This is a genomic window from Mesorhizobium sp. M0563, from assembly GCF_040321065.1.
Lineage (GTDB): Bacteria > Pseudomonadota > Alphaproteobacteria > Rhizobiales > Rhizobiaceae > Mesorhizobium.
Genome location: NZ_JAMYQV010000017.1, coordinates 67,059 through 92,266, shown reverse-complemented (window position 1 = coordinate 92,266; position 25,208 = coordinate 67,059). Strand labels below are relative to the sequence as shown.

29 protein-coding genes and 1 pseudogene are annotated in these 25,208 nt (G+C 62.9%); 14 read left to right on the top strand and 16 right to left on the bottom strand.

Annotation, left to right across the window (positions count from 1 at the left end):
• The first annotated feature begins 68 nt into the window (after positions 1-68).
• Complete coding sequence (locus tag NKI50_RS21190; protein ID WP_352481467.1) at positions 69-1,298, top strand: RDD family protein; 1,230 nt, start codon at positions 69-71, stop codon at positions 1,296-1,298.
• A 147-nt stretch (positions 1,299-1,445) separates the two neighbouring features.
• Complete coding sequence (locus tag NKI50_RS21185) at positions 1,446-1,679, top strand: hypothetical protein (RefSeq protein WP_352481466.1); 234 nt, start codon at positions 1,446-1,448, stop codon at positions 1,677-1,679.
• Positions 1,680-1,788: 109 nt separating this feature from the next.
• Here NKI50_RS21185 and NKI50_RS21180 read toward each other — a convergent pair whose 3' ends face one another.
• Positions 1,789-2,103: a hypothetical protein gene (locus NKI50_RS21180; RefSeq protein ID WP_352481523.1), complete on the bottom strand. Its 315-nt coding sequence runs from the start codon at positions 2,101-2,103 to the stop codon at positions 1,789-1,791.
• 74 nt (positions 2,104-2,177) lie between these two features.
• Positions 2,178-2,696, bottom strand: coding sequence for a metallophosphoesterase (locus tag NKI50_RS21175; RefSeq protein WP_352481465.1), 519 nt, complete (start codon positions 2,694-2,696; stop codon positions 2,178-2,180).
• A 238-nt stretch (positions 2,697-2,934) separates the two neighbouring features.
• Here NKI50_RS21175 and NKI50_RS21170 point away from each other — a divergent pair, with 238 nt between their 5' ends.
• On the top strand, positions 2,935-3,264 hold the full coding sequence (locus tag NKI50_RS21170) for a hypothetical protein (RefSeq protein WP_352640314.1): 330 nt from the start codon (positions 2,935-2,937) through the stop codon (positions 3,262-3,264).
• A 96-nt stretch (positions 3,265-3,360) separates the two neighbouring features.
• Positions 3,361-3,909, top strand: coding sequence for a DNA-3-methyladenine glycosylase (locus NKI50_RS21165; protein ID WP_352640315.1), 549 nt, complete (start codon positions 3,361-3,363; stop codon positions 3,907-3,909).
• A 32-nt stretch (positions 3,910-3,941) separates the two neighbouring features.
• Here NKI50_RS21165 and NKI50_RS21160 read toward each other — a convergent pair whose 3' ends face one another.
• Positions 3,942-4,355, bottom strand: coding sequence for a DUF3606 domain-containing protein (locus tag NKI50_RS21160; RefSeq protein ID WP_352717490.1), 414 nt, complete (start codon positions 4,353-4,355; stop codon positions 3,942-3,944).
• A gap of 24 nt (positions 4,356-4,379) precedes the next feature.
• On the opposite strand from NKI50_RS21160, the gene NKI50_RS21155 reads away from it, so the two are divergent.
• Positions 4,380-4,886: an EF-hand domain-containing protein gene (locus tag NKI50_RS21155; RefSeq protein ID WP_352717488.1), complete on the top strand. Its 507-nt coding sequence runs from the start codon at positions 4,380-4,382 to the stop codon at positions 4,884-4,886.
• A 156-nt stretch (positions 4,887-5,042) separates the two neighbouring features.
• On the top strand, positions 5,043-5,372 hold the full coding sequence (locus tag NKI50_RS21150) for an antibiotic biosynthesis monooxygenase family protein (protein ID WP_352640318.1): 330 nt from the start codon (positions 5,043-5,045) through the stop codon (positions 5,370-5,372).
• 31 nt (positions 5,373-5,403) lie between these two features.
• Here NKI50_RS21150 and NKI50_RS21145 read toward each other — a convergent pair whose 3' ends face one another.
• From NKI50_RS21145 to NKI50_RS21090, 12 genes are all read right to left on the bottom strand, one after another.
• Entirely contained in the window at positions 5,404-6,237 is an 834-nt protein-coding gene (locus NKI50_RS21145; RefSeq protein ID WP_352640319.1) for an SMP-30/gluconolactonase/LRE family protein, read from the bottom strand.
• A 13-nt stretch (positions 6,238-6,250) separates the two neighbouring features.
• Positions 6,251-8,026 (bottom strand): CoA-transferase, encoded by a 1,776-nt coding sequence (locus NKI50_RS21140; RefSeq protein WP_352717485.1) that lies wholly within the window; start codon positions 8,024-8,026, stop codon positions 6,251-6,253.
• A complete protein-coding gene (locus NKI50_RS21135) occupies positions 8,023-8,808 on the bottom strand; it encodes an enoyl-CoA hydratase/isomerase family protein (protein WP_352717483.1) in 786 nt (261 codons plus the stop codon). The genes NKI50_RS21140 and NKI50_RS21135 overlap by 4 nt, the downstream gene beginning before the upstream one ends.
• Before the next feature lie 2 nt (positions 8,809-8,810).
• Complete coding sequence (locus NKI50_RS21130) at positions 8,811-10,016, bottom strand: CaiB/BaiF CoA transferase family protein (protein ID WP_352717481.1); 1,206 nt, start codon at positions 10,014-10,016, stop codon at positions 8,811-8,813.
• Between the two features lie 17 nt (positions 10,017-10,033).
• On the bottom strand, positions 10,034-10,819 hold the full coding sequence (locus NKI50_RS21125) for an SDR family NAD(P)-dependent oxidoreductase (protein ID WP_352640322.1): 786 nt from the start codon (positions 10,817-10,819) through the stop codon (positions 10,034-10,036).
• 1 nt (position 10,820) lies between these two features.
• On the bottom strand, positions 10,821-11,816 hold the full coding sequence (locus NKI50_RS21120) for an ABC transporter permease (RefSeq protein ID WP_352640323.1): 996 nt from the start codon (positions 11,814-11,816) through the stop codon (positions 10,821-10,823).
• A 30-nt stretch (positions 11,817-11,846) separates the two neighbouring features.
• Positions 11,847-13,379, bottom strand: a complete 1,533-nt coding sequence (locus NKI50_RS21115) for a sugar ABC transporter ATP-binding protein (RefSeq protein WP_352717479.1) — start codon at positions 13,377-13,379, stop codon at positions 11,847-11,849.
• Positions 13,369-14,352 carry an ABC transporter permease gene (locus NKI50_RS21110; RefSeq protein WP_023720488.1) on the bottom strand — a complete coding sequence of 328 codons (984 nt, stop codon included), beginning with the start codon at positions 14,350-14,352 and terminating at the stop codon, positions 13,369-13,371. The genes NKI50_RS21115 and NKI50_RS21110 overlap by 11 nt, the downstream gene beginning before the upstream one ends.
• Positions 14,353-14,490: 138 nt before the next feature.
• Positions 14,491-15,522, bottom strand: a complete 1,032-nt coding sequence (locus NKI50_RS21105) for a sugar ABC transporter substrate-binding protein (RefSeq protein ID WP_023720489.1) — start codon at positions 15,520-15,522, stop codon at positions 14,491-14,493.
• A 23-nt stretch (positions 15,523-15,545) separates the two neighbouring features.
• Complete coding sequence (locus NKI50_RS21100) at positions 15,546-16,397, bottom strand: IclR family transcriptional regulator (protein WP_352640325.1); 852 nt, start codon at positions 16,395-16,397, stop codon at positions 15,546-15,548.
• Positions 16,397-17,539, bottom strand: coding sequence for an extracellular solute-binding protein (locus NKI50_RS21095; RefSeq protein WP_352640326.1), 1,143 nt, complete (start codon positions 17,537-17,539; stop codon positions 16,397-16,399). The genes NKI50_RS21100 and NKI50_RS21095 overlap by 1 nt, the downstream gene beginning before the upstream one ends.
• Before the next feature lie 67 nt (positions 17,540-17,606).
• Positions 17,607-17,777, bottom strand: coding sequence for a hypothetical protein (locus NKI50_RS21090; protein ID WP_023720492.1), 171 nt, complete (start codon positions 17,775-17,777; stop codon positions 17,607-17,609).
• Between the two features lie 369 nt (positions 17,778-18,146).
• Here NKI50_RS21090 and cyoA point away from each other — a divergent pair, with 369 nt between their 5' ends.
• The 8 genes and pseudogenes from cyoA (at position 18,147) to NKI50_RS21050 (ending at position 24,707) form a co-directional block, all read left to right on the top strand.
• Positions 18,147-19,061 (top strand): ubiquinol oxidase subunit II, encoded by a 915-nt coding sequence (gene cyoA / locus NKI50_RS21085; RefSeq protein ID WP_352717476.1) that lies wholly within the window; start codon positions 18,147-18,149, stop codon positions 19,059-19,061.
• Positions 19,062-19,063: 2 nt separating this feature from the next.
• A complete protein-coding gene (locus tag NKI50_RS21080; protein WP_352717474.1) occupies positions 19,064-21,070 on the top strand; it encodes a cbb3-type cytochrome c oxidase subunit I in 2,007 nt (668 codons plus the stop codon).
• Entirely contained in the window at positions 21,067-21,720 is a 654-nt protein-coding gene (gene cyoC, locus NKI50_RS21075; protein WP_352717472.1) for a cytochrome o ubiquinol oxidase subunit III, read from the top strand. Before NKI50_RS21080 ends, cyoC begins: the two co-directional genes overlap by 4 nt.
• Positions 21,717-22,148, top strand: coding sequence for a cytochrome o ubiquinol oxidase subunit IV (gene cyoD / locus NKI50_RS21070; RefSeq protein ID WP_352640330.1), 432 nt, complete (start codon positions 21,717-21,719; stop codon positions 22,146-22,148). The genes cyoC and cyoD overlap by 4 nt, the downstream gene beginning before the upstream one ends.
• Positions 22,149-22,298: 150 nt before the next feature.
• Positions 22,299-23,623: pseudogene (locus NKI50_RS21065) on the top strand (DUF3182 family protein).
• A gap of 9 nt (positions 23,624-23,632) precedes the next feature.
• Entirely contained in the window at positions 23,633-23,971 is a 339-nt protein-coding gene (locus NKI50_RS21060; protein WP_352640331.1) for a SpoIIAA family protein, read from the top strand.
• Positions 23,972-23,994: 23 nt separating this feature from the next.
• A complete protein-coding gene (locus NKI50_RS21055) occupies positions 23,995-24,210 on the top strand; it encodes a hypothetical protein (RefSeq protein ID WP_352481451.1) in 216 nt (71 codons plus the stop codon).
• Between the two features lie 116 nt (positions 24,211-24,326).
• On the top strand, positions 24,327-24,707 hold the full coding sequence (locus NKI50_RS21050; RefSeq protein WP_352640332.1) for a hypothetical protein: 381 nt from the start codon (positions 24,327-24,329) through the stop codon (positions 24,705-24,707).
• A 58-nt stretch (positions 24,708-24,765) separates the two neighbouring features.
• Here NKI50_RS21050 and NKI50_RS21045 read toward each other — a convergent pair whose 3' ends face one another.
• On the bottom strand, positions 24,766-25,203 hold the full coding sequence (locus NKI50_RS21045) for an Lrp/AsnC family transcriptional regulator (RefSeq protein WP_352481449.1): 438 nt from the start codon (positions 25,201-25,203) through the stop codon (positions 24,766-24,768).
• Positions 25,204-25,208: the final 5 nt, after the last annotated feature.

Genomic DNA, 25,208 nt, shown 5'->3' with positions numbered 1-25,208 from the left:
TCAGACATTGAAGCTCTTGCAAGTAAGTCCATCTTGGCGCTTCATTGTCTCGGGTGAGGGAGGGGTCGATGTGGTACTACGCAAAAAACTTGGATCACGTTGGACCGTTGTCAACTAATGAGCTTGCTGCGCTAATCAAAAGTGGGACAATAAATTCGGCGACGCTTGTTTGGAACGAAGAAATGCCGAATTGGGCGCGACTTTCGGACGTGCCTTCACTGCTCGAACTTATCCCAAAGAAACCACCACCATTACCGGGCTCTAGCTCAGCCCCGCCGGTCATCGCAACGTCAATAAGCGGGGGCATCCCGAGACTTCAAGAGTTGCCGTTGGCAGGGCCTTGGCTAAGGTTTCTTGCTCGATGCCTCGACGTCTGGCTCGTCACCACAATGCTAACGATCTCTCTCGGCTTGGTGTTAGCTTTCTATCTCCCATCAGCTTTGCTCGCCTTAAACAGCGCAAATGATAAAGTCCTCGGGCTGATTTTCCTGCCTATCGTAATGATCCTCCTTGCGCTCTGTACTGCCACCTTCGGCAACACGATAGGCAAGGCCTTATTGGGGATCACAGTTCGAAAGCTTACCCAGCAGGGGTCGCTGGGGTTCTTCCTGAAAAGGGAGATGAGGGTTTGGACGGAAGGCCTCGCAATAGGTATTCCCTTCATCGCGCTATTCACGCAAGGCTCCCAATACAGAAAGGTAGTTGCCGGCCAACCAGCCAGCTACGATTTAGGAAGAGGTCGGGTTGAAGCCCGACCTGTCTCCGCCTTCCGCAAATCGCTGGGAGTGCTGATACTCGTGGGCCTCGTCGGAGGCTTCATAGCCTTTGTCGCTCACACGGAGGAACTGGATCGGCAGGAGCTTGCGTCGTTCACATGGCGGAACCCAATAACTAAGAGAACGACGCTGCTCTCTGGCACATGGCACCCTAAAGACATTGAGGCGAAGGGTGGGGATCTATACCATTTCGCGGCGGACAGCCTGTTGGCCGAGGCGCTATTCGGCCACGAGAAATTGGGGGCTAGCGATATCGATCCGCAGGCCTATGCAACGGCTATTCAGCAAGCTATCTCGGAAAACTTCACCGTCACAACAGAGTGGCAACCCGTCACCGTCGGCGGTCGCCCAGCACTCCGGGCGAACGGGTCATCAAAAACCGACGCCAACATAGATTTCCAAGTCACAATCACCATCGACGGCGAGGACGCTTGGCGAACGCTGATATTCACACGTGGCAGAAAGGTCGATGATGCAACCTTTGGCAGGGAGTTTAGCGAGGCAGCGTTTTCCACGATCTGACGTTTAGTGCTTCCTGGTCCCATCGCCACGCCTAAGGGGGAACTTTGACCTCTGCCCCTCATGACAATCACCCCCGATCTCCGGCGCCCTGGAACCCAATCCACCTCGAACGACTTCTTCGTGAGTTGATCTCAAAGGAGCGCCCCTGTGCCTGCACCACCCGAAATGGATGTCGTCCTCGAAAAGCTGCCGTTGAGGATCGGCGCCTATGTCCCCGATGACTTGCTGGAGGACTGGTTTGCGCCGGGAACCGGCATGAACCCGGTCAGCAAGGAAGCGCTTGCCGCCGCGAAGAACTACGGTTGGCGCTTCGAATGCGAGTTCAAGCACTACCCCGACCGCAAGGAGGGCGTGTTCTGGAAGTGGGTGCCGGCGATCTGATCCGCGCTGGAACGGTTCATCGTTTCACGGAAACGCAGAACCGGTCTGTCTTTTTGTTTTGACGCAATTCTGGACGGAAAACTGTTTCACACTTTTCCTGGAATTTGCTTTAGCCTCCGCCGATCGGCGTCGTCACCTTGCCGATTCCGCCGCATTCGGGGCAGGTCCGGCCGTCGATCATGCCTGACCCTGCACAGCGGCGGCAGATATTCTCGCCTGCCCCGGGAACGCCTGCCGGAACTTCGTCCGCGTTGGTCTGAGCGGCTTGCCGGGGTTTTCCCAGCAGCTTGTCTCTCAGCCGGGCGACCCAGCCTTCGTCGACCTCGAGCTGCCTGCTGCTGTCGTCCGGCAGGCCTTCGCCGGATTGGCCGATGGTTTCATTGCGCGGCCGGTCATTCATGCCTGTCGTGATCTTCTGAGCCATTGCCGTTGCCTTTACGCCTTGCAATTTTTCGAACGCCTCAGCTCCGCGGAGGTTCCGGTTGCGGCCAGCCGCCTTCAGCCGGGTTTTGTCCGCGCCGGCCGGCGGCCGCGGCTGGCGAGGATGGCGGGAAGCGTGACCGGACGAAAATCCCAGCTGTCGACACCGACGTCATACTGGCGCGTGACCGGGGTGAGCCGGCCGTGCGAATGGCCATGCAGGTCGATCGACCTCCGGCCGATCTGGTTCCAGGTGCGAAAAGGATAGTGGCAAAGGATCAGCAGACTGCCGTCGAGCGTCAGCTCCTTGTAGTGTTGCGTGCTCGCCCAACCCCTGGCGTCGATGGTGGCCGCAGCATCGTTGTTGCCGATGATCAAGTGCTTGCTGCCATGAAGAGACGACAGCAGCGACGACACGAAGGACGCCGAGCCCTTGGCAAAATCGCCGAGGTGCCAGACCTCGTCGTCCGGGCCGACAGTCTCGTTCCAGAACGCAATGAGCGCCCGGTCATGCTCCGCCAGCGAGCCGAACGGGCGGCGGTCGATGCGCAGAATGCGCGGGTCGCTGAAATGCGTGTCGGCGGTGAAGTAGATCATGCGCGCTCGCTGGGGCCCGTTGTCGAACTGCCGCGCATGTAGGCGCGTGGCGCACCAAGTCCATCTTGCTCTCCCCAATGCTTGCTCAACCCGCTCGATCGTCGGTTGTTCCTGTAAACAGGCCTAGGCGGCTTCCGCTCGTTGGAACTTCAAAAAGGGGGAACTTTGAAACGGGGGAACTTTGAAATGAGACGCAGGTTAGAATGCTTGAGGCCGATGCTCTGAAAGGACCTCGACGATGACCGACGCAGCACCTGTTGGGCGAAGCCCGGCTCAAGCGCGGGGCGATATCGACGCCGGGCGCGGAGGGGATAAGACACCGGGGATCGACCCAGCCGCGGCTCCCATGGAGACGGACGCGGAATCGGCCGGCAGCATTCCGGCAAAGGATCGGTCTGCGCCTCATGAAAAGCCGGAGTTCACCAACCAGGCGAGCTATGCCGATGCGATGCGCCCGCTCAGGGATGAGCCCGACGTCCAGCCGCGCAGATATGGGCCGGTGCTGGTGATTGCCGCCATCGTCGTGCTGGCCGCGGCGGTTTTCATCGGCGCAGCCATGCTGCGCTGAATACGTTCCATCCGAGAGCAGTGGCTGGACATTTTGTGTCCGGTCCGGGAACTTTGCTGACGCGCAACGTTCAGGCGCAATCGAGTCTGCTGCACAGTGATCACGACCCATCAATTCTTTGCCCGAGACGCCACCATCGTGGCGCGCGACATGATTGGCGCCACGCTGCTTTTGCACGGCGTTGGCGGCATCATCGTCGAGACCGAGGCCTATCGCCCCGATGACCCGGCTTCGCATGCTTTCGGTGGCAGGACGGTGCGCAATGGCGCAATGTTCGGCACCCCAGGCAGCGCCTATGTCTATCGCTCCTATGGCCTGCATTGGTGCCTCAATGCCGTCTGCCTGCCCGGCAGTGCCGTGCTCATCCGCGCAATCGAGCCGCAATCCGGGCTGGACGTGATGCGGGCCAATCGCGGCCTTGACGATCCCGGGCTGCTTTGTTCGGGACCAGGTCGCCTTTGCCAGGCGCTGGCAATCGACAAATCCCATGACGGGCTGCCGCTGGACGTGCCGCCATTCGAATTCAGGCAGCCGGGCGACGCCAGCGCCGTTCTAACAGGCCGCCGGATCGGCATTTCCAAGGCTGTCGATGCGGAGTGGCGGTTCGGCCTTCGCGGTTCGGATTATTTGAGCCGCAAGTTCTGACGCCGCGGCAGCGGCAGAGTAGCTGCCACGCATCACTCCTTGTCGAGATGCATGGGCGTTGTCTGTTGGCGGGCTTCCCTGGTCACCTCGTCGGCTCCGGCAGGTGAAATCCCTCGCAACGCCTTCGCGGCTTCGGTCAGGCGCCCGCGATCATTGCCGAAGCTCTTGATCAGCCGGCGGACCTGGTCGGCGGTGATGCCGTTCTGTTGGGCAAAATACTCGACTTCACGTTCATCTTCCGCGGAAACGCGATCGCGGTCGCGGAAATCTCGCTTGCTCTTATCGTCAGCCATTTTTTCCTCCTGGTGGAGCTTCGCATCAATGGCAACGTGGGCAAGCCGCTTTCGTTGCCGCGATCGGGCGGACTTTTGTGCGGCCGTGCCGACTGCCCAGGAACCATGAGGCGAGCAGCCGGTTTGGCTTGGATGCAGACCACGTTCGGCCACCAATTCATACCGATGGAGGTTACGATGACGCTCGCAAGCAAAACCACTGTAATTGCAGCCGCGCTGGCCATATTGACCGCGCCGGCATTCGGCCAGACGAGCCCGCCCGCGGCGCCGGCGCCGGATCGTGGCGCCGAACCGTCGCCCGCAGTGAACGGGCAGGATGCCATGCGCGATATGATGCGCCAGATGATGACTGAGATGCTGGAGGAGAGAATGCAAGAGGATCGCGCGCCCCGGACAGAACGGCGAGGTCGCGACCACTGGCATCGTGACTACAGGATGGGCCCGCCTGACCGAGGTTGGGAGATGGGAGGCCGCGGTGGTATTGCACGCGGGATGCATGGCGCGAGGATGCGCATGATGTTCGCCATAGTGGATGCGGATGGCGATGGCGCGCTTTCTCAGAGCGAAGTCCAGGATTTCGTCGGGCGGATATTCAACGCCGTCGATGAGGACGGTGACGGCAGCGTCGACATGCAGGAAATCCGGTCCTTCTTCCACGGAGCAGGCGCCGAGGATCAGGAGTAAGTCTCCTACCGGTCGGCAAGGAGGCCCTGGCTGAGGCGGCGCCCCCTATGACGACCGGGGAGGGCGAAAACCGTCGCTGGCAGATGCATCGCTTGGCTGGCCTTGCCAAGCCGAATGCCGAGTCGCAACGATTCGAGACAGCAGGATTCAATGGCCATGACAGAGAAAACTCCAACCATCGCTCGTATCTGGCGCGGCAGAACCTTGCCTGAGAAGGCAGACGCCTATGAAAGCTACAATTATGAAGCCGGCATCAAGCCGCTGATCGAGAAGGCGCTGGGCGTGCAGACCTTTCGCGAGGACACGCCGACCCATGCAGAGTTCGTGACGATTTCCTATTGGGAAAATGTCGAGGCGATGGCGGCGTTCACCGGCGGCGATCCGACAAAAATCCACCATCTCGAGCGGGACGAAGAGTTCCTGATCGAGTTGCCGTCGCGGGTGCAGGTGTTGCGCATCCGCTCCAGTCACGGCCGCCTGCAATAGCCCTGAGGAGCGCCGCCCTGTTCGGCCCGACCTAATAAATCGCCGTCAGGTCGATTTCGGTAATGTGCCAGCGGCCGAGATTTGAGGTGTAAAGCCTGTCGCCCTTGAAGGCGATGTTGGTGGGATGGGCGAGCGTCGTTGCCGCCGGATCCTCGACCAGCACCTCGAGCCCGCGATCTTTTCGCCAGCGATAGATACGGCTGGGCTCGTAGCATGAGATGAACAGCGAACCGTCAGGCGCGAAGGCGACGCCATCGGGAACATTGTTCACGCCCTCCACAACGAGCTGGCGAGACCCTGCCGTGCCGTCGGCAAGGATCGGTACATAGCTGACGCAGGCTGCATGGCTTTCCACCACATAAAGCCCGCTCCCATCCGGCGCCATCGCCATGCCGTTGGCGAAGGCCATGGCCTCGCTACACCACAGGCCGCCTTCGCCCATCTGCAAATCATAGCGGAAGATGCCGGAGCGGTTGTCTTCGCCGAGGCTGTCGGAAACGTAGAGCCAGCCTCGTGTCTCGTCGACGATCGGATAGTTCGGCACGCGGATGCCAGCCGAGGCGAAGCGCTCCATATGACCCGTTCCGGCATTCCAGCGAAAGATCGCCGAATGTCTCAAATCGCAGGCAAAACAGTTTCCCGCGCTATCGAAGGCGATGCCGAGCAGAAAGCCGTCCGTGCCGCCCATGTGCTCGACGGAGCCGCCATCAGCGGCGAGGCGCAGCAGGTCGCCGGTTTCGGTGCCGCACCAGATCGAGCCGTCGCGATGGATAGCCACGCCTTCCGGATGGGCGACGCGCGGGCTGGTGAAGATGCCGTCGAAGAAGACCTTCGCGGCCGACATTTCGAGCAACGGCTTTGCCATGCGCCACCCCTCTTCAGCCTGTTGCGGTATGCGACCGCTGCACGGCAATACAGCGCTCGACCATCAGCCGGTCGGCCGCCAGGATCTCGGCGATAAGCGCGCCACGCTCCTTGGCGCTGACGAATTCGAGACGCCGCAGGCCAAGCGGGTCGATGCGGTTTCGCAGGATGTCGAGCGTCTCGTTCGAGGGCAGCGGAACCTCGCGGCAATCGGCATCGAATGTCAGGGCGAAGCCGGTGGCATCCTGGACCTGCTGGCGCGTCACGCCCGGCATGGTCTCGACGATGACCAATTGCCGGCTCTCCCGGTCGAGCCGAAAGATGCAAAGATCGGTGAACACCAGCGCCGCGCCGGTCCGATAGCCCATCGGCTCGCGTTCGGCCTCTGTCAGCAAGCCGCGCGCCGAGCTAGCGATCTCGACGGTGTCGACCAGCGACTGCGGGGAGTGGCGCGGGACGTAGAGCAGATAATCGCGATGCATGTTGGCGACATCAGCCATGCCGCCCTGCCCGGGCAGCCGGATGAGGCTGCCGTCGCGCTTGCGCAGCGCAATGGTGTTGACGCGCCCGCGTCGGTCGACCTGGGCGGCACCGACGATCTCATGCGTCACGGCGCCGGCCTGGTAATAGGTCGAATAGGTGTCGTCGCCGCCGGCATGGGCCACCGCTGTCTCGCAATCGAGGCTCTCGATCAACGACAGGATCATCGGGCTCGGCGCTATGTCGAGATGACCGCAACTCATCGTCGCGATGATCATGTCCGGCGCGTGCGTCGCCTTGGCCAGCCGGTAGGCGACATTGGCGAGCGGCGACACCGCGCCGGCGCTGGCAAAGCTCTCATTGTCGAGCTCGGCGGCGATGCGGGCAGCGATGATCTCGTCGATGGATGCCTTCTTTTCGCCGTGCACGAGCCCGGGCATTGCGAGAACTGTTTCAGCGCGGACTTTCGCAGCGTCTTGAACCCGCTCCGGCACACCTTCCGAAGGCACGCTCAGGCTGTCCGCCAAAGGTATCTCCTTGGCCGCCAACGCTCCCGCCAACGCTTGATAATCCGTCACATAGAATGGCAGGCAGGAGGCGGGATAGGCGCCGCCTGGCGCCAGCGCTATGGCCGACACCTGGTTGCGGGTCAAAATGTTTTGGCGACCAGCATGGCGCAGCGCTCCGACCGGGACGATTTCCTCGACCGTGACCAGCACCTGGCGCGCCGCGCCGGCCATGGCGAAGTCCAGCGCCCGTGGTCCGATGATCTGGACATTGCCGCTCTCGTCGGCACGCTGGGCATGGACGACGAACGTATCGAGCCGCAAGGCCGGGATGACCCCGGTCGTGATTCCGTCGACCGGATCGGGCGCGGCGATCGCGCCGGGCACGCGCGCCGGCATGTCCGAACCCTGCGGAAGCTGAAACGGCATCGACGGCAGGTTCTGCTGTGCCGCCCGCAACGCCTGGATCATGGCCAGCGCGGTCCAGTCGCGGACCGGCACGGCACTGGTCTCGGCAGTCGCGCGGAAACGGGGCGGCAAGCCAAAAATATCGAGGCTGGAAAAGCAGAGGTCGATTTCCGCCACGGCATTCGCTTCGAGAAGCAGCTCGAGCGGCAGGCCGCCGGCCCAGCAGACGTAGCGCAAATCCCGTACGCCCAACCGCGCGATGGCGCGCAGCAGGGCGATCGGCAGCCGGGCAAAATGATGGCCGCCGACGCCGAAGACGTCGCCGCCGCCGACCATCGCGGCCAGGCCCTCGACATCGGTGAAGCGCGGCCGGTTTTGCTTGACCAGGGACGTCATTTCGCAGCCTTGGCCCGTGCCGCGCTCTTTTCAGCAAATTCCCTGACGCGCCGCTGGCCGATCTCGCTGCGGTAGAGGCTGCCCAGTATGTCGCGCTCCATGGCAAGGCCGCCGGCCAGATTGCCCGACACGGCATGCGCTGTCAGCGCTTTCAGCCCCTCGATCGCTGCGGCCGGTTCGGCGGCGATCATCTCGGCGAGTTCCAGCGCCCGCGGCATCAGCCTTTCGGCATCGACGATCTCGTTGACCAGCCCGGTGCCGACGAACTCGGAAGCCGGCACGATGGCGCCGGTCATCAGCAGAAAATTGGCGCGGTTGCGGCCGAGCTTCTGGACGCTGCGCTGCGTGCCGCCGCCGCCGGGGACCAGCCCGAGCTTGATCTCGGGCAGGCCGAGCTTCGCGAACTGGTTGGCGATGACGAGGTCGCAGCACAGCACCAGCTCCATGCCGCCGCCGAGCGCAAAACCGTTGACCGCGGCGATGACCGGCTTGCGGTTCTGCTCGACCGCCGCATACATGCGTGTGCCGGCGGCCTGGAAGGCGTCGAACTCTGCAGCTGTCTGGGCAGCATATTCTTTGATGTCGGCGCCGGCCATAAAGCCGCGCCCCTCGCCGGTCACCACGATCGCGCCGACGCCGTCATTCTTCGACAACGCCTCGAAAACTTCGGTGATCTCGCTTTGCATCAGCCGGTTCATCGCGTTGAGCTGATCGGCGCGCCGGAAGGTGACGACCGCGACGCGCCCGGATATTTCCAAACTGAGTGTCTGGTAAACGCTCATCGTCAGGCAGCATCCACGGTCATGTCGCCGGACGCCTCAAGTGCTGCAATCTCGCCGCTGGAGAGGCCGAACTCGGCCAGTATCTCGCGGCCATGCTGGCCGACCAGCGGCGCCGGCCGCTCTATGGTAGCCGGCGTCTCGCTCATCTTGACGGCCGGTGCGACCACCCTGACCTTGCCACCGCGCGGATGATCGTAGCTGGTGATCATGCCCAGGTGCTTGACCTGCGGGTCCTCGGCCGCGCGCCTTATGTCCTTCACCTCGGCACACCAGATGTCGGCTGCCAGCAGCCGCGCCAGCAGATCCTGCGTCGCAAACTTCCTGGTCTCGGCGTTGACCTTGTCGAACACTTCGTCGCGTTTGTCGAACAAGATCTTGAGATCGTCGTAGACGGCCAGCTGCGGCGCCTCCAGCACTTCATACAGCGTCTTGAACGGGCTCATGGCGATCGACACGTAGCCGCCGTCCTTTGCTTCGTAGATGCCGAACGGCGCCTGCATGCCGGGATGGCCGATGCCGGAATTCGGGCGCACGAAATCCTCGCCGAGATTGAGCACGGCGACATATTCCTGGTTGAGATGCGCCAGCATGCCGGCCAGCAGATTGACCTCGATCTTCTGGCCCTTGCCGGTCTTCTCGCGATAGTAGAGCGCCGACAGGATCCCGTAGACCATGTTCATCGCGCCGATCTGGTCGGCGAGCCCGGCACCCGCCGGGACCGGAGCCTGGTCGCCGCGGCCTGTGTTGGAGATCAGCCCAGACAGCCCCTGGATCAGCATGTCCTGGCCGGGACGCTCGACATAGGGGCCTTCCTCGCCATAGCCGGAGCCCGAGCAATAGATAATGGCGGGATTGACCGCCCTGAAATCCTCGTAGCCATAGCCGAGCCTGGCGAGCACGCCGGGGCGGAAATTCTGCACCACCACATCGGCCTTCTTCGCCATGTCCATGATGATGGCATGCACCTTGCGGCTCTTCAGATTGAGCGCGATGGAGCGCTTGTTGCGGTTCCAGGCGAGGAAATTCGGGCTTTCGGAGCCGCCGACCCATTTGGCGAAGAAGGTCATGCCGCGGAACATGTCGCCGGCGCCGGCACGCTCGATCTTGATGACGTCGGCGCCCATGTCGCCGAGCAGCTGCGTGGCGAACGGCCCTTGCAGCAGATGGCTGAAATCGAGAATGCGGACGCCTTCGAGGGCCTTGTTCATTTTTGTCTCGTTGGTTGTCAAAGCAGGTCGGGTACGTAGCGGGGTGCTGCGGTGAGGCCGCCGTCGACGCGCAGGTCGGTGCCGGTGGTGAAGCCGGCGGCGTCGGAGGCGAGATAGACGGCGGCTTCGGCCACTTCGGACGGTTTGCCGATGCGGCCGAGCGGATGCATCTTCACCCAGGCCTTGGCGAGGTTGCCGCCGATCTCTTTGACCAGTTTGTCGTTCATTGGCGTGTTGATGGTGCCGGGCGAGATCGAGTTGACGCGAATGTTGAGCGGGCCGAACTCGACCGCCATCTGGCGCGTCATCGCCATCACCGCACCCTTGGCGCCGGCATAGGCGGTCCAGCCGTCGAGCCCGATATGACCTTGCGCCGAGGCCATGTTGATGATCGAGCCGGATTTCTGCGCGATCATGTGCGGCAGCGCATATTTGCAGCCGCGGAACACGCTGGTCAGGTTGACCGCGATCAGCCGGTGCCACTGCTCGTCGGTCATTTCGTGAACCGGCATGCCGCCGATGGCGATAGCGGCATTGTTGACCAGAATATCGAGATGGCCGGTCTTGGCGACGGCTGCGTCGATGAGGGCGGCGATATCGGCCTCCTCCGCCACGTCGCAATGGACGTAGTCGGCGCGGTGGCCGGCGGCGCGCAGTTCCGCCGCGAATTTTTCACCCTTCTCGTCGGCGATGTCGCCGAGGACGACGTGCGCGCCCTCACGCGCCATCGCCTCGCTGATTGCATGGCCGATGCCGTCGGCGGCGCCGGTAACGATCGCGGTTTTCCCTTTGAGACGATCCATATCAGCCTCCAATGGCACGCCGGCGCTTCGCTTCGTCGAAGGCGACGGCGGCAATGATGATCACGCCGGTGATGACCAGCTGCCACTCGGTCGGCAGGCCGAGACCGCGCAGGCCGTTGGACAGGAATTGCAGGATCAGCACGCCAAGCGCCATGCCGGTCAGGCTGCCGATGCCGCCGGCAAGGCTCACGCCGCCAAGCACGGTGGCGGCAACGACCTGGAACTCGAAATTCAGCCCGGCCGTATGTTGCGCAGAGCCGACGCGGGCGGCCAGGATGATGCCGGCAACCGTTGCTAGCAGTGCGCTGATGATGAAGCAGATGAACTTGACGCGGCGCACGTCGTAACCCGCCAGCCGTGCCACTTCCGGATTGCCGCCGACGGCATAGATCTGCCGTCCGAACGGCCGGTGCTGCATCATGTAGGCGAAGACGGCGAGCAGGACGATGGCGATGACCGCCGAATAGGGAATGACATTGAACAGGCGGCCGTCCGACAGCGCAATGAAGCTGTCGAGCGCGGCATCGTCGGGGATGGCGCGCTGGCCGGTGTAGAGATAGACGCCGCCGCGCATGATGAACATCGTGCCCAGCGTCACGATCAGCGAGTTGATGCCGGCATAGGCCGTCAGATAGCCGTTCACGACGCCGATGATCAGCCCGAACAGCAGCGCACCACTGATGCCGAGCAGCAGCGAGTTGGTTTCGTTCATGATGATGATCAGCGGCAGGGCGATGGTCGCCAGCAGCGACCCTATCGAGATGTCGACCTCGCCGGACATGAAGACGATGGCGCAGCCGATGCCGGCGGTGAGCGCCAGCGACGCCTGACCGAGCACATTGGTGATGTTGCGTACCGAGAAGAAGTTCTCCGCTGTGAAGGAAAAGAACGCAATGACCAGGATCAGGCAAGCCAGCAGCGCCAGTTCCTGCCGCGCCAGCAACCGCGCCAGCATGGACGGCGCGGCTTCGATGGACCGGGTGCCTGCCAGGCTCATCGCTTGCTCCCTTTGCGAAGCGTCATCATCTTAGCCGATTGCCGCATTGAGGATTTTCTCCTGCGTGGCCTCTTCTCGAGGCATGATCGCGGTGAGGCGGCCTTCGCACATCACCGCGATGCGGTCGGCAAGGCCCAGCAGCTCAGGCATTTCGGACGTCATCATGACGACCGCCAAGCCTTCGCCGGCGAGCCGGTCGATGAGCGCGAAAATCTCCGACTTGGCGCCGACGTCGATGCCGCGGGTCGGTTCGTCGACGACGATCACCTTAAGACCGCGCATCAGCCAGCGCGAGATCAGCACTTTCTGCTGATTGCCGCCGGACAGATTCTTGACCAGCTGAAACAGGCTGGGCGTCCTGATGCGAAAACGGTCGACATAGTCCTGCACCGCCTTGCGTTCCCTGGCCTTGTCGACGAAGCCCATTCTGGCGAAGGCACCGAGCGAGGCGAGGCTGGCATTCTGGTAGACCGGCAGCTCGCCCATCAGCCCTTCGCTCTTGCGATCCTCGGTGAGCAGTCCGATGCCGAGCCGGACGCCGGTGTGCGTGTCGTGCGGCAGCAGCCGGCTGCCATCGACCGAAATGGCGCCGGAAGTGATCGGGTCGTAACCGACGATGGCCTTGGCGAGCTCGGTCCGGCCGGCCCCCATGAGGCCGAAGAAGCCGAGGACCTCGCCGGCATGCGCCTCGAACGATACGTCCTTCAGTTTCTTGGCGGTGCTGAGCCCTTCAACCGAAAGCGCTACCTTGCTGCCCGGCGCACTGCGCTTGCGCGGGAACAGGTTTTCGATGCGCCGGCCGATCATGTCCTGGATCAGCGTGTCGTTGGTGTGCTCGCCGATCGGCCTGGTCGAGACGTGACGGCCATCGCGCAGCACGGTCACGGTGTCGGCGATCTCGAAGACCTCGTCGAGCTTGTGGCTGACATAGAGCACCGCGATGCCGAGAGCGGCCAGCCGGCGGATGACGGTGAACAGCAGCGAGACCTCGTTCGGCGTCAGCGAGGAGGTCGGCTCGTCCATCACCACGACGCGGGCCTCATGGGCGAGCGCGCGGGCGATCTCGACCATCTGCTGCTGGCTGACCGGCAGCGATCCCGTGCGCGCTGCCGGGTCGACGTTGAAGCCGATGCGCTTGAACAGAGCGGCCGCGTCGGCGCGGATCTTCTTCCAGTCGATCGAGCCGCCTTTGCCGGTCGGATAGCCCTCGAGGAAGATGTTTTCGGCGACGCTGAATTCGGCGATCAGCGCGATCTCCTGGAACACCACCTTGATGCCCTCTTTCAGGCTGTCGCGCGGCGACTTGATGTCGGCCTCGCGGCCGCGCAGGCAGATGGTGCCGGCATCCTTGCCGTAGACCCCGGCCATGATCTTGATCAGCGTTGACTTGCCGGCCCCGTTCTCGCCCATCAGGGCGTGGATTTTGCCGGGTTCCAGGGTCAGATCGACATTGTCCAGCGCCATCACGCCGGGAAAGCGCTTGCCGATGCCGCGCATCTCCAGCGCCGGCACGCTTTTATCGACGGCCGCGGTTTTGCCGGGATGGAGGAAGTCAACCGACATTGGCTCTGTTCCGGACGATGTCGAGATAGGTCGCCAGGATGATGACGATGCCCGGCACCACCATCTGCAGGTCCTGGTTCCAGCCGAGGATGATGATGCCGTTGTCGATGACCTTCAGCACCAGCACTCCAAGCAGCGTGCCGAGCAGCGAGCCGCGCCCGCCAAGCAGGCTGGTGCCGCCGAGGATGACGGCGGCAATCACGGTCAGCTCGAAGCCGCGGCCGGCGGTCGGCTGGCCGGCATTCATCAGCGACGACAGGATCATGCCGGCAATGCCGACGCAAAGGCCGGTGACGACGAAGGCGAACAGCTTCAGGCGTTGCGAGCGCACGCCGGAGAGGCGGACCGCTCGCTCATTGGCGCCGACCGCGTAAAGATAACGGCCGAGCGTGGTGAAGCGCAGCGTTGCCGCGGCCAGCGCGAAAATCAGCGCGGCAATCACCACCGGCAGCGGGATCGCGCCGATATAGCCGGCGCCGAGATCGGTAAAGCTTGCAAGCCGGTGGTGGTTCTGCACCGCTTCGCGGGTGAACAGATAGACGCCGCCCTGCAGCATCATCATGGTGCCGATGGTGGCGATCAGCGAGTTCACCTTGAGCCTGGTGACAACCAGCCCGTTGAACAGGCCGACCGCACCGGAAAAGGCGAGCGCCGCCAGCAGGCCGAGCGTCAGGCTGTGCGTTGAATTGAGTACGGCCATGCCGATGCAGCCGACAAAGGCCAGCGACGCACCGACCGACAGGTCGACTTCAGCGGTGATGATCAGCATCGTCATGCCGGAGGCGACGATCAGCACCAGCGCGCATTGGCGCAGGATGGCGATGATGTTGGCCTCGGAATAGAATTGCGGCGCCGCAATCGAGATGGCGATGCAGAGCACGGCCAGGATCACGCCGAGCACCAGCTGGCTGCTGCCCAGCAGCTGGCCGCCGATGAAACGCCTTGGCGCGGAGGATTGCGTAAGCTCGCTCATGTCCATTTCATTTCCGGGCCGCATCGGGTGCCGTCGCCGTTTGGAAACTGCCGGCCAAAACAGGGCGGTTGACCTGTTTTGCCGCCTGCATCCGATCCGATGCCCTTCCCGCGGCGCGGGAAGGGCTACCCGGAATCCTTACTTCTTCAGGTCGGCGGAAGTTTTCATGCATTTTTCCGGTGGCTGAAGCGCATTGACGGCATCCCATTTGATCGTTCGTGTGGTGCCGTCGTAGTCGTAGAACTTCTTCCAGTCGTCGCCGTTCATCGGCGCGGTCGGGCTGACGATGTGTTCCGGCACCTCTTCGCCGTTGAAGAGCTTAACCGCTGCATCGATGGCGGTGTAGCCTTCCTTTTCCGGGAACATCGCGGCTTCGATGCGATAGGACGGCTCGTTCTGCATGGCATTGATGAAGGCAAGGCCTTCGCCGCCGGTGCCGACCGTCAACAGGCCATCCTGCGACTTGCCGGCCGCTTTCCAGGCCTGAAGGCCGCCGAGCGACGAGGAATCGTTGATGCCGTAGATGATGTTGATGTCGGCGTTCTTGGCAAGTGCCGCCGAAGAGACTTCGAGCGCGCGGTCCGGATTGCCGCCGCCGTCGAGGTCGTGGACCATGACCGCGTCGGGGACGATGGTCTTCAGGCCGTCCATGAAACCCTGCGAACGCAGCACCGTGGCGGACAGCAGCGGCAGGCCGACATTCATCACCTTGGCTTTGCCTTCGAGCTTTTCCTTGGCGTATTTGCCGGCTTCAACGCCGGCGGTGTAGCCGGTGTCGTAGTCGCAGATCGCGACCATGGTGGTCATGCCCTTGACCGGATTGCCTTCGAGCACGACCGGAACGTTGTTGGATTTCGCCTGGCGCAGCAGCGGTACGACGCCCTCCTCGTTGACGGGCGTGACAATCAGCACGTCGACGCCCTTGGCCATGAAGTCTTCGGCGGCGGAAACCTCCTTGGCGATGTCGAGATTGGCGTCCTGCACCTCGAGCTCGATTCCGAGTTCCTTGGCGCGGGCCTGCATGCCCTTGATGACGTTCTGATACCATTCATGGGTGGCATAATTGGTAACGTAGCCGATGCGCTTCGGCATGTTTTCGGCGTGTGCCGCGGCGGCGCTCAGAGCCAGCGCGGCCGCCGAGACAAACAGCATTGATTTGGACCAGTTCATGTTTCTTCTCCCTGTATTTCTTGTCAGTTGCTGAACGGATAGTCCCGCCGTTCCGGGTCGGCACGTGGAGAGTTGGCAGCTTCGCCCGCGCCCAGCGCCGCCGATATCGTCTCGGCCGCCGCCTTCGTCCGTTCGAAGACGGTCTTGCGATCGAAGCGGGCGGCCTTTTGCGGCAGGAACGGGACTGTGAGCGCGGCAATGACCGCGCCGGTATGGTCGCGCACCGGCATCGAGATGTTGGTGCAGCCCTCAACAGCCAGCGAAGCGCGCATTTCATAGCCGAGCCTTGCGACGTCGTTCAGCCGCGCTTCGATTTCCGCCCGGCTGCCTTGGCCTTCGCCCGCAGCGACGATCCGCTCGACAATACGGTCGCGCTCGGCGCGGCTCGAATGCGCCAGCAGCACCGCGCCGGAGCTCGTCTCGAGGATCGGAAAATGCGAGCCAAGGGCAACCGAATAACGCATCGGCAAAGGCGAATCGATCTGCAGCACGACCAGCGCGCTCTCACCTTCGCGCACGACCAGATGGCAGCTCTGGTCGGCATTGGCGGCGAGGCCGCGCATCACCGGCAGCGCGCATTCGACCAGGCGGTTTACCGGCGGATGCATATGCGCCAGCTCGAATAGCTTCAGCGACAGGCGGAAGCGGTCCGATTGCGTCCGGAAAATGTAGCCGCGCTTCTCCAGCAGCAGCAGGATGCGGTAGATCTCGTGAATGGAGCGCCCCATTCCGGTGGCGATCTCGGTCTGGGTCAGCGGCTCGCCGCTGGCAGCCATGAATTCCAGGATATCGAGCGCCTTCTCCACCGCCGGCACGCGATAGCCGTTGCGGCCGCTTTCGCCTTCGTCGACGATCTGGGCAATATCGGTGGCCATTACGCGACGCTCCGTTGCGGCTGGCCATGCCTGGTCTCGCGATAGAGCCGGTTCAGCCGATCCGCGAGCTCGGCCGCCGGCAATTCGCCGGCGATGGCCGCGGCAGCATGAGGGGCGCATTGGCGGAAGAAGCTGATGAAGCCCGTATGGGTCGGGCGCAGATAGGAGGCTTCGATCGTCGCCAGCGTCGAGGCGAAGAAGCCGCCCGAGAGCGCGTTGACCTCGGCATCCTGCCACGCCGCCAGCGATCCCGGCTGTCCGCCGGATTTCACATAGTCGCCGCGCTGATAGCCGGGCGAGCACAGAAACAGCGCGTAATCGATGGCTGCCTGCTTGTGTTTCGATTGGGCGCTGACGCCGATGCCGGCGCCGCCGAGCAAGGCGCCGGCGGATCGCGGCGTCGGCACATCGGCGAAGCGCAGATACGGCCTGTCTGCCTTGAAGGCATAGTTCACATAGCCGAAGGCGAACGGCACGTAGACCACATCGTCATGCGCGGTCATATGATCGTAGCAGCGGATCGGGTTCCATTTCGGCGAATCCGGATGCGACAGCGCCGCAAGCTGGCGCAATTGCCCAACGGCCTGCTCGATTTTTTCCCTGGCAATGAACTCGTCGCCGTCTTCCCGCGGTTCGCCCAGCGTCAAAAGCAGGCACATGGCGTCAGTCGGCACCAACGGCAGCCCAAGCCATTTGCCGTCCTTCAAGGCGCGCCGGCCGAGCTCCAGCACCTCGTCATGGCTGCGCGGCAGCGGCCCGTAGCGCTCCAGGAGATCGGGGCGATACGAGGCAACCTGGCAGGCAGCATCGATCGGCAACGCCCATTGGCGCCCGTCCCTTGCGTAGGATTGCCAGGATGCGCCGACCGAATCCCGTTCGAAGCCGCGGCGCTGCTCAGCCGACAAATCGAACGGCACCATCAGCCCGCCTTCGGCAATATCGCCGATGAACGGATGGTCGAACACGACAAGATCATAGGCGCCGAGCACCGGACCAAGCGCGCCCTCGCCGAACTCGTAGAGGCTGCGGCGGTCCCATTCGATCTCAAGACCGGGATTGGCGGCACAATACGGCCCGATGCTGGCGTCGAGCGGACCCCAGCAGCGTCGGTGATCCCACGCGAGACCGCGCAGTCTTGTCATGCCCGAAATTCCTCCCTGAACCGCCCAGCCGATTAGTAGCAACTATTTTCACCTAGACAAGTAGTTTTTACATACGCAACCAGTCTCGACTTCGTTTGGCAGGGAAACCGCCCCAACCGCCGCTGGTGCGCATCGCATTGTCGCCGGCCTTCAACCAAAGGCTGCGACGGGTCTGGCTTTTTGGAACTTTCGCGACGAACATACGTTCGGTTGGCGCAACCATCTTGAGCAGCATCATTGGGCAGCGTCACTGGATTCAGCGCCGAGTCGTAGGGAGCGGACGAAATGGCCCAACTGTGGGCGCGGCCATGAACCGGTTTGCCGCCTTGGCATTCGCCACGTTTCTAGCGATAACGTCGATCTGGGTACTGTTTCTGGTTTCTTAAGATTTGGCTTTGGTTGCGTGGGATTTGCCGCTGGTTTGTTAGGATTTGGAGGGGTTCTCGACAGGTTGACCGCTTAACGACATCCACGGCATGTGGTTCTGCCAGCCGGAGCCGCGTGCGTGAAGAAACTGTCGCCAGGAGCACACCGGCGCGCACATTCGGGGTTGGCAGCCACGCTGCCTGCAACGTTCCAATCGGTTTTCAGGAAACGGCGAGATCTCATGTTGCTGAGGGCGATCGTTCGAAACTGTGCCGTTCTTCGCGTCGGCGCGACGACGCTACTTGCCGGGCTGCTTGCCGGCTGCCAGGGCGGCGTGCTTGACCCTCACGGGCCAGTCGGCGCGGCGCAGCGCACGATCCTGCTCAATTCGGTTGCCATCATGCTGGCCATCGTCATCCCGACGATCGTGGCGACGCTCGGCTTTGCCTGGTGGTTCCGGGAAACCAACACAAGAGCGCGGTATCTGCCGGAATGGGCCTATTCCGGACGCATCGAACTGGTGGTCTGGTCGATCCCCATCCTCGTCATCCTGTTTCTGAGCGGCATCATCTGGATCGGGTCGCATGACCTCGATCCAATGAAGCCGCTGGATTCCCAGCAACAGCCGCTTGAGGTGCAGGTCGTCTCGCTCGACTGGAAATGGCTGTTCATCTACCCCGAGCAGAATGTCGCGAGCATCAACCGGCTCGTGGTGCCGGCGGGCAGGCCGGTGCATTTCTCGCTTACCTCGGCAAGTGTCATGAATGCGTTCTTCGTGCCTCAGCTTGGCGGCATGATCTACACGATGAACGGCATGACGACGCAGCTTCACCTGCAGGCGGATCAGCAGGGCGAATTTTATGGGCGGTCGGCCCACTTCAGCGGCGACGGTTTTCCGGGCATGCAATTCGTGCTGCATGCTGTCGCGGTCGACGCCTTCGACGCGTTCGTCAATTCGGCGCGAAGCCAAGGACAGGCACTCGACAGGGCCAGCTACCAGGAACTGGCCAGACAGAGCCTGGACGTGCCGCCTTCGACCTATGGCTCGGTCGAGCCGGACCTTTTCCATGAAATCGCGACGCAGGGCGTTCCGCCCGCGCCCGGCCCCCAGGCCGGTCGCCCCGAGCCGAGCGTATCGCCCAAGACAGGAGGCTGACAATGCTCGGAAAATTGAGCTGGGACGTCATCCCGTTCGATCAGCCTCTGCCGATGATCGCCTCGGCGGTCGTCGCCCTGGCAATCCTCGGCGTGCTGGCCTGGGTCTTCCTGGCCGGCCATTTCCCCTATCTGTGGCGCGAATGGATCACCAGCGTCGATCACAAGCGGATCGGCGTCATGTACACGCTGCTGGCGCTGCTGATGCTGCTGCGCGGCTTCAGCGACGCCGTCATGATGCGGTCCCAGCAAGCCCTCGCCTTCCAGGCGCCCGGCTATCTGCCGCCCGACCACTTCAACCAGGTCTTTTCCGCCCACGGCACCATCATGATCTTTTTCGGGGCGATGCCGTTCGTCATCGGCCTGATGAACCTGGTCGTGGCGCTGCAGCTCGGCGTCCGCGACGTTGCCTTTCCGACGCTCAACTCGGTGAGTTTCTGGCTCACCGCCACCGGTGCGCTGCTGGTCAACATCTCGCTGGTGATCGGCGAATTCGCGCGTACCGGATGGCTGCCCTATCCGCCGCTCAGCGAGACCGCCTACTCGCCGGGCGTCGGCGTCGATTATTATCTGTGGGCGGTGCAGATAGCGGGCGTCGGAACGCTGCTCACCGGCATCAATTTCGTCACCACGATCCTGAAGATGCGGGCGCCTGGCATGAGTTACCTCAGCATGTCGATGTTCTGCTGGACTTCACTCGCCGCCAGCCTGCTCATCGTCGCCGCCTTCCCGATCCTCACCGCCACGCTCGCGATGCTGACGCTCGACCGCTATTTCGGCTTTCATTTCTTCACCAACGAAGCCGGCGGCAACATGCTGATGTTCGTGAACCTGATCTGGGCCTGGGGCCATCCCGAGGTCTACATCCTCGTCCTGCCGGCATTCGGCATCTTCTCGGAGGTCATCTCCACCTTCTCCAGCAAGCCGCTGTTCGGCTACCGCTCGATGGTGGCCGCGACGCTCTTCATCTGCATCGTCTCCTTCATGGTGTGGCTGCACCACTTTTTCACCATGGGCGCCGGCGCCGACGTCAACGCCGCGTTCGGCATTGCCACCAGCATCATCGCTGTCGGTACCGGCGTGAAGATCTACAACTGGATGTTCACTATGTATGGCGGCCGCATCCGCTTCGCGACGCCAATGCTGTGGTCGCTGGGCTTCATGGTGACGTTCGTCATCGGCGGCATGACGGGCGTGTTGCTGGCCGTGCCGCCGGCCGATTTCCTGCTCCACAACAGCCTGTTCCTGGTGGCGCATTTCCATAACGTCATCATCGGCGGTGTGCTGTTCGGCGCCTTCGCGGGATATACCTACTGGTTTCCCAAGGCATTCGGATTCCGGCTGCACGAGGGCTGGGGCAAGCTGGCCTTCTGGCTGACGCTGATCGGCTTCTACGCCACCTTCGTGCCGCTCTACACCGTCGGCCTGCTCGGCATGACCCGCCGCATGCAGCATTTCGACGTGCCGGCCTGGTATCCCTGGGTGCTGGTTGCCGGCGCCGGCATGTTAATCACCACCGCCGGCGTGGTCGCCCAGGTCATTCAGCTCGTCGTCAGCATCCGACAGCGCGCGGCGCTTCGCGATGTCACCGGGGATCCCTGGGACGGGCGTTCGTTGGAATGGGCCACACCCTCGCCGCCGCCGGTCTTCAACTTCGCCGCGCTTCCGCATGTCGAGGGCGAAGAGCCCTACTGGAGCATCAAGCAGCGGGCACGCGAGCAAAACCGGCTGCGCGACGAGCCTGAATACGAGCCGATCGAGATGCCGCGCAACAGTCCCACCGGGTTCATCTGCGCCTTCTTTGCGACCGTGATGGGTTTCGCCCTCATCTGGCACATCTGGTGGATGGTGGCGCTCGGCGCGCTCGGTGCTTTCGCCACCTTCGTCGTATTCGCGTGGCGCGACATACCCGAATACGTCATTCCTGCCGCCGAAGTCGCCCGGATCGACCGCGCCAACCGAAGTGCCCGCCGCGAGGCGCTGGCCACGTATACGGGGCCAAGGCCATGACCGCGATCGACGTTCGAGAGCGTGACCCCTACCACCTCGGCCATCGCGGGCACGGCCATGCCCCCGGCCATGGCGACGGCGGACCGGCACCGATCCGGATCGTCGTCGGCTACGGCTTCTGGATCTTCCTTCTGAGCGACATCGTGATGTTCTCGGCCTTCTTTGCGGCCTTCGCCGTGCTGGCGGGCAAGACGGCGGGCGGACCAAGCGGAGCCGAGCTGTTCGACCTGCGCAACGTCGCGATCGAGACGGCGGCCCTGCTGTTGTCGAGCTTTACCTGCGGTCTCGCCAGCCTCGCCGTGACCGCGCGGCGAAGCTCCTGGTTCTATGTTGCGATGGCTGTCACTTTCGTGCTCGGCGCCAGCTTCATCCTGCTCGAGCTGCGCGAGTTCGCGCATATGATTGCCCGCGATGCCGGACCGACGCGCAGCGCCTTCCTGTCGGCGTTCTTCACGCTGGTGGGATGCCATGGCCTGCACGTGACGGCGGGGCTGCTGTGGCTGCTCACGATGATGGCGCAGATCTTCGCCAAGGGATTCCGCGACGATATTCTTCGGCGTTTCATGTGCTTCAGCCTGTTCTGGCACGCCCTCGACATCATCTGGGTCGCCCTGTTCACGGTGGTCTATCTCCTGGGAGCAAATCGATGAGCAATGCTGACGACCGCCATGCGCAAAGGCGCGACACCGATGGCCTGGAGCGCTACGACATCGATACGGCGCCGGGTGACGAATACCTCGGCGACGCCGAGGTCGGATCCGGGTTACGCGGCTATGTGATCGGCCTCGGGCTGGCAACGCTGTTGACCATCGCCTCGTTCTGGTTGCTCGGAACCAACCTTATATGGGCACCGGGCATCCCGGTGGCGCTGATTGTGCTGGCGATCGCGCAGATGGGCGTGCATCTCGTCTTCTTCCTGCATATCACGACGGGGCCGGACAACACCAACAACGCCCTGGCGCTTGCCTTCGGCGTGCTGATCGTCGTCCTGGTGATCGGCGGCTCGATCTGGATCATGGCCAACCTCGACCACAATTTGATGCCGACGAATGCGATCATGAACATGAACCGCTGGTGACAGTTCCGGCCGTTGGCCGCAGTTCATGCGACAGCCAGCTCGGTCTCAAGCCCGTTCGAATGTGTCGACGACCTCGGCCGCTCCCAGGGCGCGGGGCGCGGCCTCCTTGAGCACATCCATCACCCTGTCTGAGGCTCCCGCATAAAAACCATGAGCCGCCGATGTTCCGATCGCCGCAACTCGGTCAAACCGGATAGCGCGCCGTTGCCCGGAACATTCGCCGAGGAAGCGGGTTTTTCGGTTCGGACGCATCGCCGCGGAATAACGGCAATGGGCCCGGCAATGGACGAAGGGCGGCGCGACATGACCGGGCTAAGCGGCACACAATCGGGCGGAGCAAAAGGTGTTGTGGTCGCGTTCTCCGCGCCGGGCGGCGAGACCATCTATGCCCACGAATGGGAGACCGTCGCTGCCGTCGCGCGCACGATTGCGGCGTTGAAGGGATTTTCCTTCCGCCAGGGCCTGCGTGACTGGGGCGGTGACAACGGCGGGCTGTATTTCGTGCCGGACGACAGCCTGCTTGCCGCCGATGCGGTCCAACTGGGCATCAACGGGCCCGACGACCTCTTCGGCGGTGTGGTGCCCTGGCGCCTCGCAACCACCAAGGCCATAACCCACGAGCTGGTGGACGGGTCGGCGGCACGGCCGAAGATTGGCCAACCGGCTTCGGCAGCGCCGTCGGCGCGGCCGTACTGCCAGGCTACACCGCATTTTCACGCGATGACGCGCTGCGCGCAGCGGAACGTCTGCTGCAGCTCGGGCTGGTCCGGTTCAAGCCACCGCGCGCTTCGCGGGGCCGCGACCAGCACACCGCCGCGACGGTCGCCGATATCGAAAGGCTGCTGGAACGATATCCATCCTCCGACCTAAGCGAATACGGGCTTGTTCTCGAAACGGAGCTTCGCGACATTGTCACGCTGAGCATTGGCAGAACCGCGATCGACGGAACATCGGTCAGCTATTACGGCGTGCAGCGGATGACCGCCGACAATGCCGGACAGCCCGTTTACGGCGGATCCGATCTGGTCGTCGTGCGCGGCGGATGGGAAGCGCTCGACAGGCTGCAGCTGTCTCCGGCGCTGACTTTGGCTGTGGCGCAGGCGAGGACCTACGACGCGGCGATGCTTGGCCATCCCGGATTCTTCGCCTCGAGGCGCAACTACGACATCGGCCAAGGTGTCGATTCCTCGGGCATCTGGCGATCGGGTGTGCTGGAAGCCAGCTGGCGGATCGGCGGCAGCAGCACGGCAGAGCTTGCGGCAATGGAGGCCATGACGCGTGACCCCGACGTACAGCTCGTGCATGCGTGCGCGGTCAAGCAATTCGGCAACACCGCGCAGATGCCGCTGAATGCAGAAATCCACTTCCACGGAGAGGACCCCGTGGAGGGCCAAATCACGCGTTATACCGTCGTCACGCAGGCGATCCGAGGACCGGTCAGGAAGCCAGCCGATCGTCATTTTAGGTCGAAGTGAAACACGCTTTTGGCAGGGAACATCCGCGAATGGCCCGAGTTTGTTTCAGGCAGCCAGCCAATCCCGGCCATCGAAGCGAAACTGAGCGACCACAAGGACATCGGCGTCCTGACTGACCTTACCGATTTCGAAGACATGACGGCTGGCGCCTTACGGCGCGACCTGCAGTATGGGCTGAGCAAACTCCGCGAGTTCCACCGCTTCAAACGTGCCGCCGTGATTTCCGACAAGCAGTGGATCAAGGCAGCCACGGAAATGACGGACGCGCTGTTTCCGCAAATCGAGGCGCGGGTGTTCCCGGAAGACGAAAAGGCTCAGGCCCTGAAATGGGTAGCGGCCGTACAATAGCGGCGTTGCCTGGAGGAGTGGCCATGCCCTACGACAAACGACAGGATCCGGAAGGCCTCTGGGAGGTCTATGACAGCGAGAGCGACGAAGCCGTCGTGGTCGGCGGGTTGCCGCTTTCCGGTCTCGACGAGAGCGAAGCCGGTGAAGCGATTGAAAAGCTCAATCGGGGCGAGCTGACGTCGGACAACATCCCCGAGACGGTTCGGTCAGGGTGGCCTCCGACCAAGGACGGATTGTGATGACAACCGGACGGACGTCACCGAGGACGACCGGTCGCGGATCTACGGCGAGGCCTTGACGCCTAACGCGCGGGCCTTGTCCTCGAAGTCGTCGCGAATGTCCTCGTCGTCGGCAGATGCAGGCGTCGCAGCTGGGCGTGCAACTTTTTGGCAGCGTCGGAATTCAGGTCGCGCTTGAAATTGGTCGCGACCTCCTCAGCCGAGCCGTAACGGCGATAGCGCTCGATCTCGGTCTTCGTGGCCTGCTGAACATGTTCGAGCATCTTGCGCTCGGCATCGGATTTTCCGTCGGGTTTGGCCCGCATGACCGGATTGAAGGCTTTGCTGATAACGAATTCGACGAGTTCTTGCTGGGCGTGAGCCATGCTTGTTCTCCCTCGAAGAAGGCCTGTGTGGGCTTGGAACGGTTTCGCGGAAACGCCGAACCGCTCAATCTTTTTGTTTTGACGCAATTCCGAACGGAAAATCGTTCCACGCTTTTCCTGGAATTGCTCTAACCGCGGCAGCAATTGAAGGTTCCGTAGCTTCGTTACCGCTACAGGTCACGGGCGAAGGTCACAGCCGCGCTTTGGTGGTGCGCGGCGTTGCCAGGAGCAGGCTTGTTTCGCTGCCGGTAATTCCGGGGATCAGGCGGATACGTCTCAGCACCGCATCGAACTCGCTCAGCGTCTGGGTTCCGAGTTCTATCACCAGATCCCAACGGCCATTGGTGGTGTGGATCGTCGAGACCTCGGAGAAGCCGCCCAGCGCCCGGATGACGCGATCTGCGGCATGGCCTTCGATTTCGATCATCATGATGCCACGCACCCGCTGATCGACCGCGTCGGCGCGTAGAATGACGGTGTAGCCGACGATGACGCCTCCTCTTTCAAGTCGCTCGATCCGGGACCTTACCGTTGCCCGGGAGACACCCAGGCTAACGGCAAGGTCGGAAATGCTGCGCCGGGCGTCATGCCGCAAAGAGGTGATGATCTGCTCGTCGAGCTGGTCCATGATTG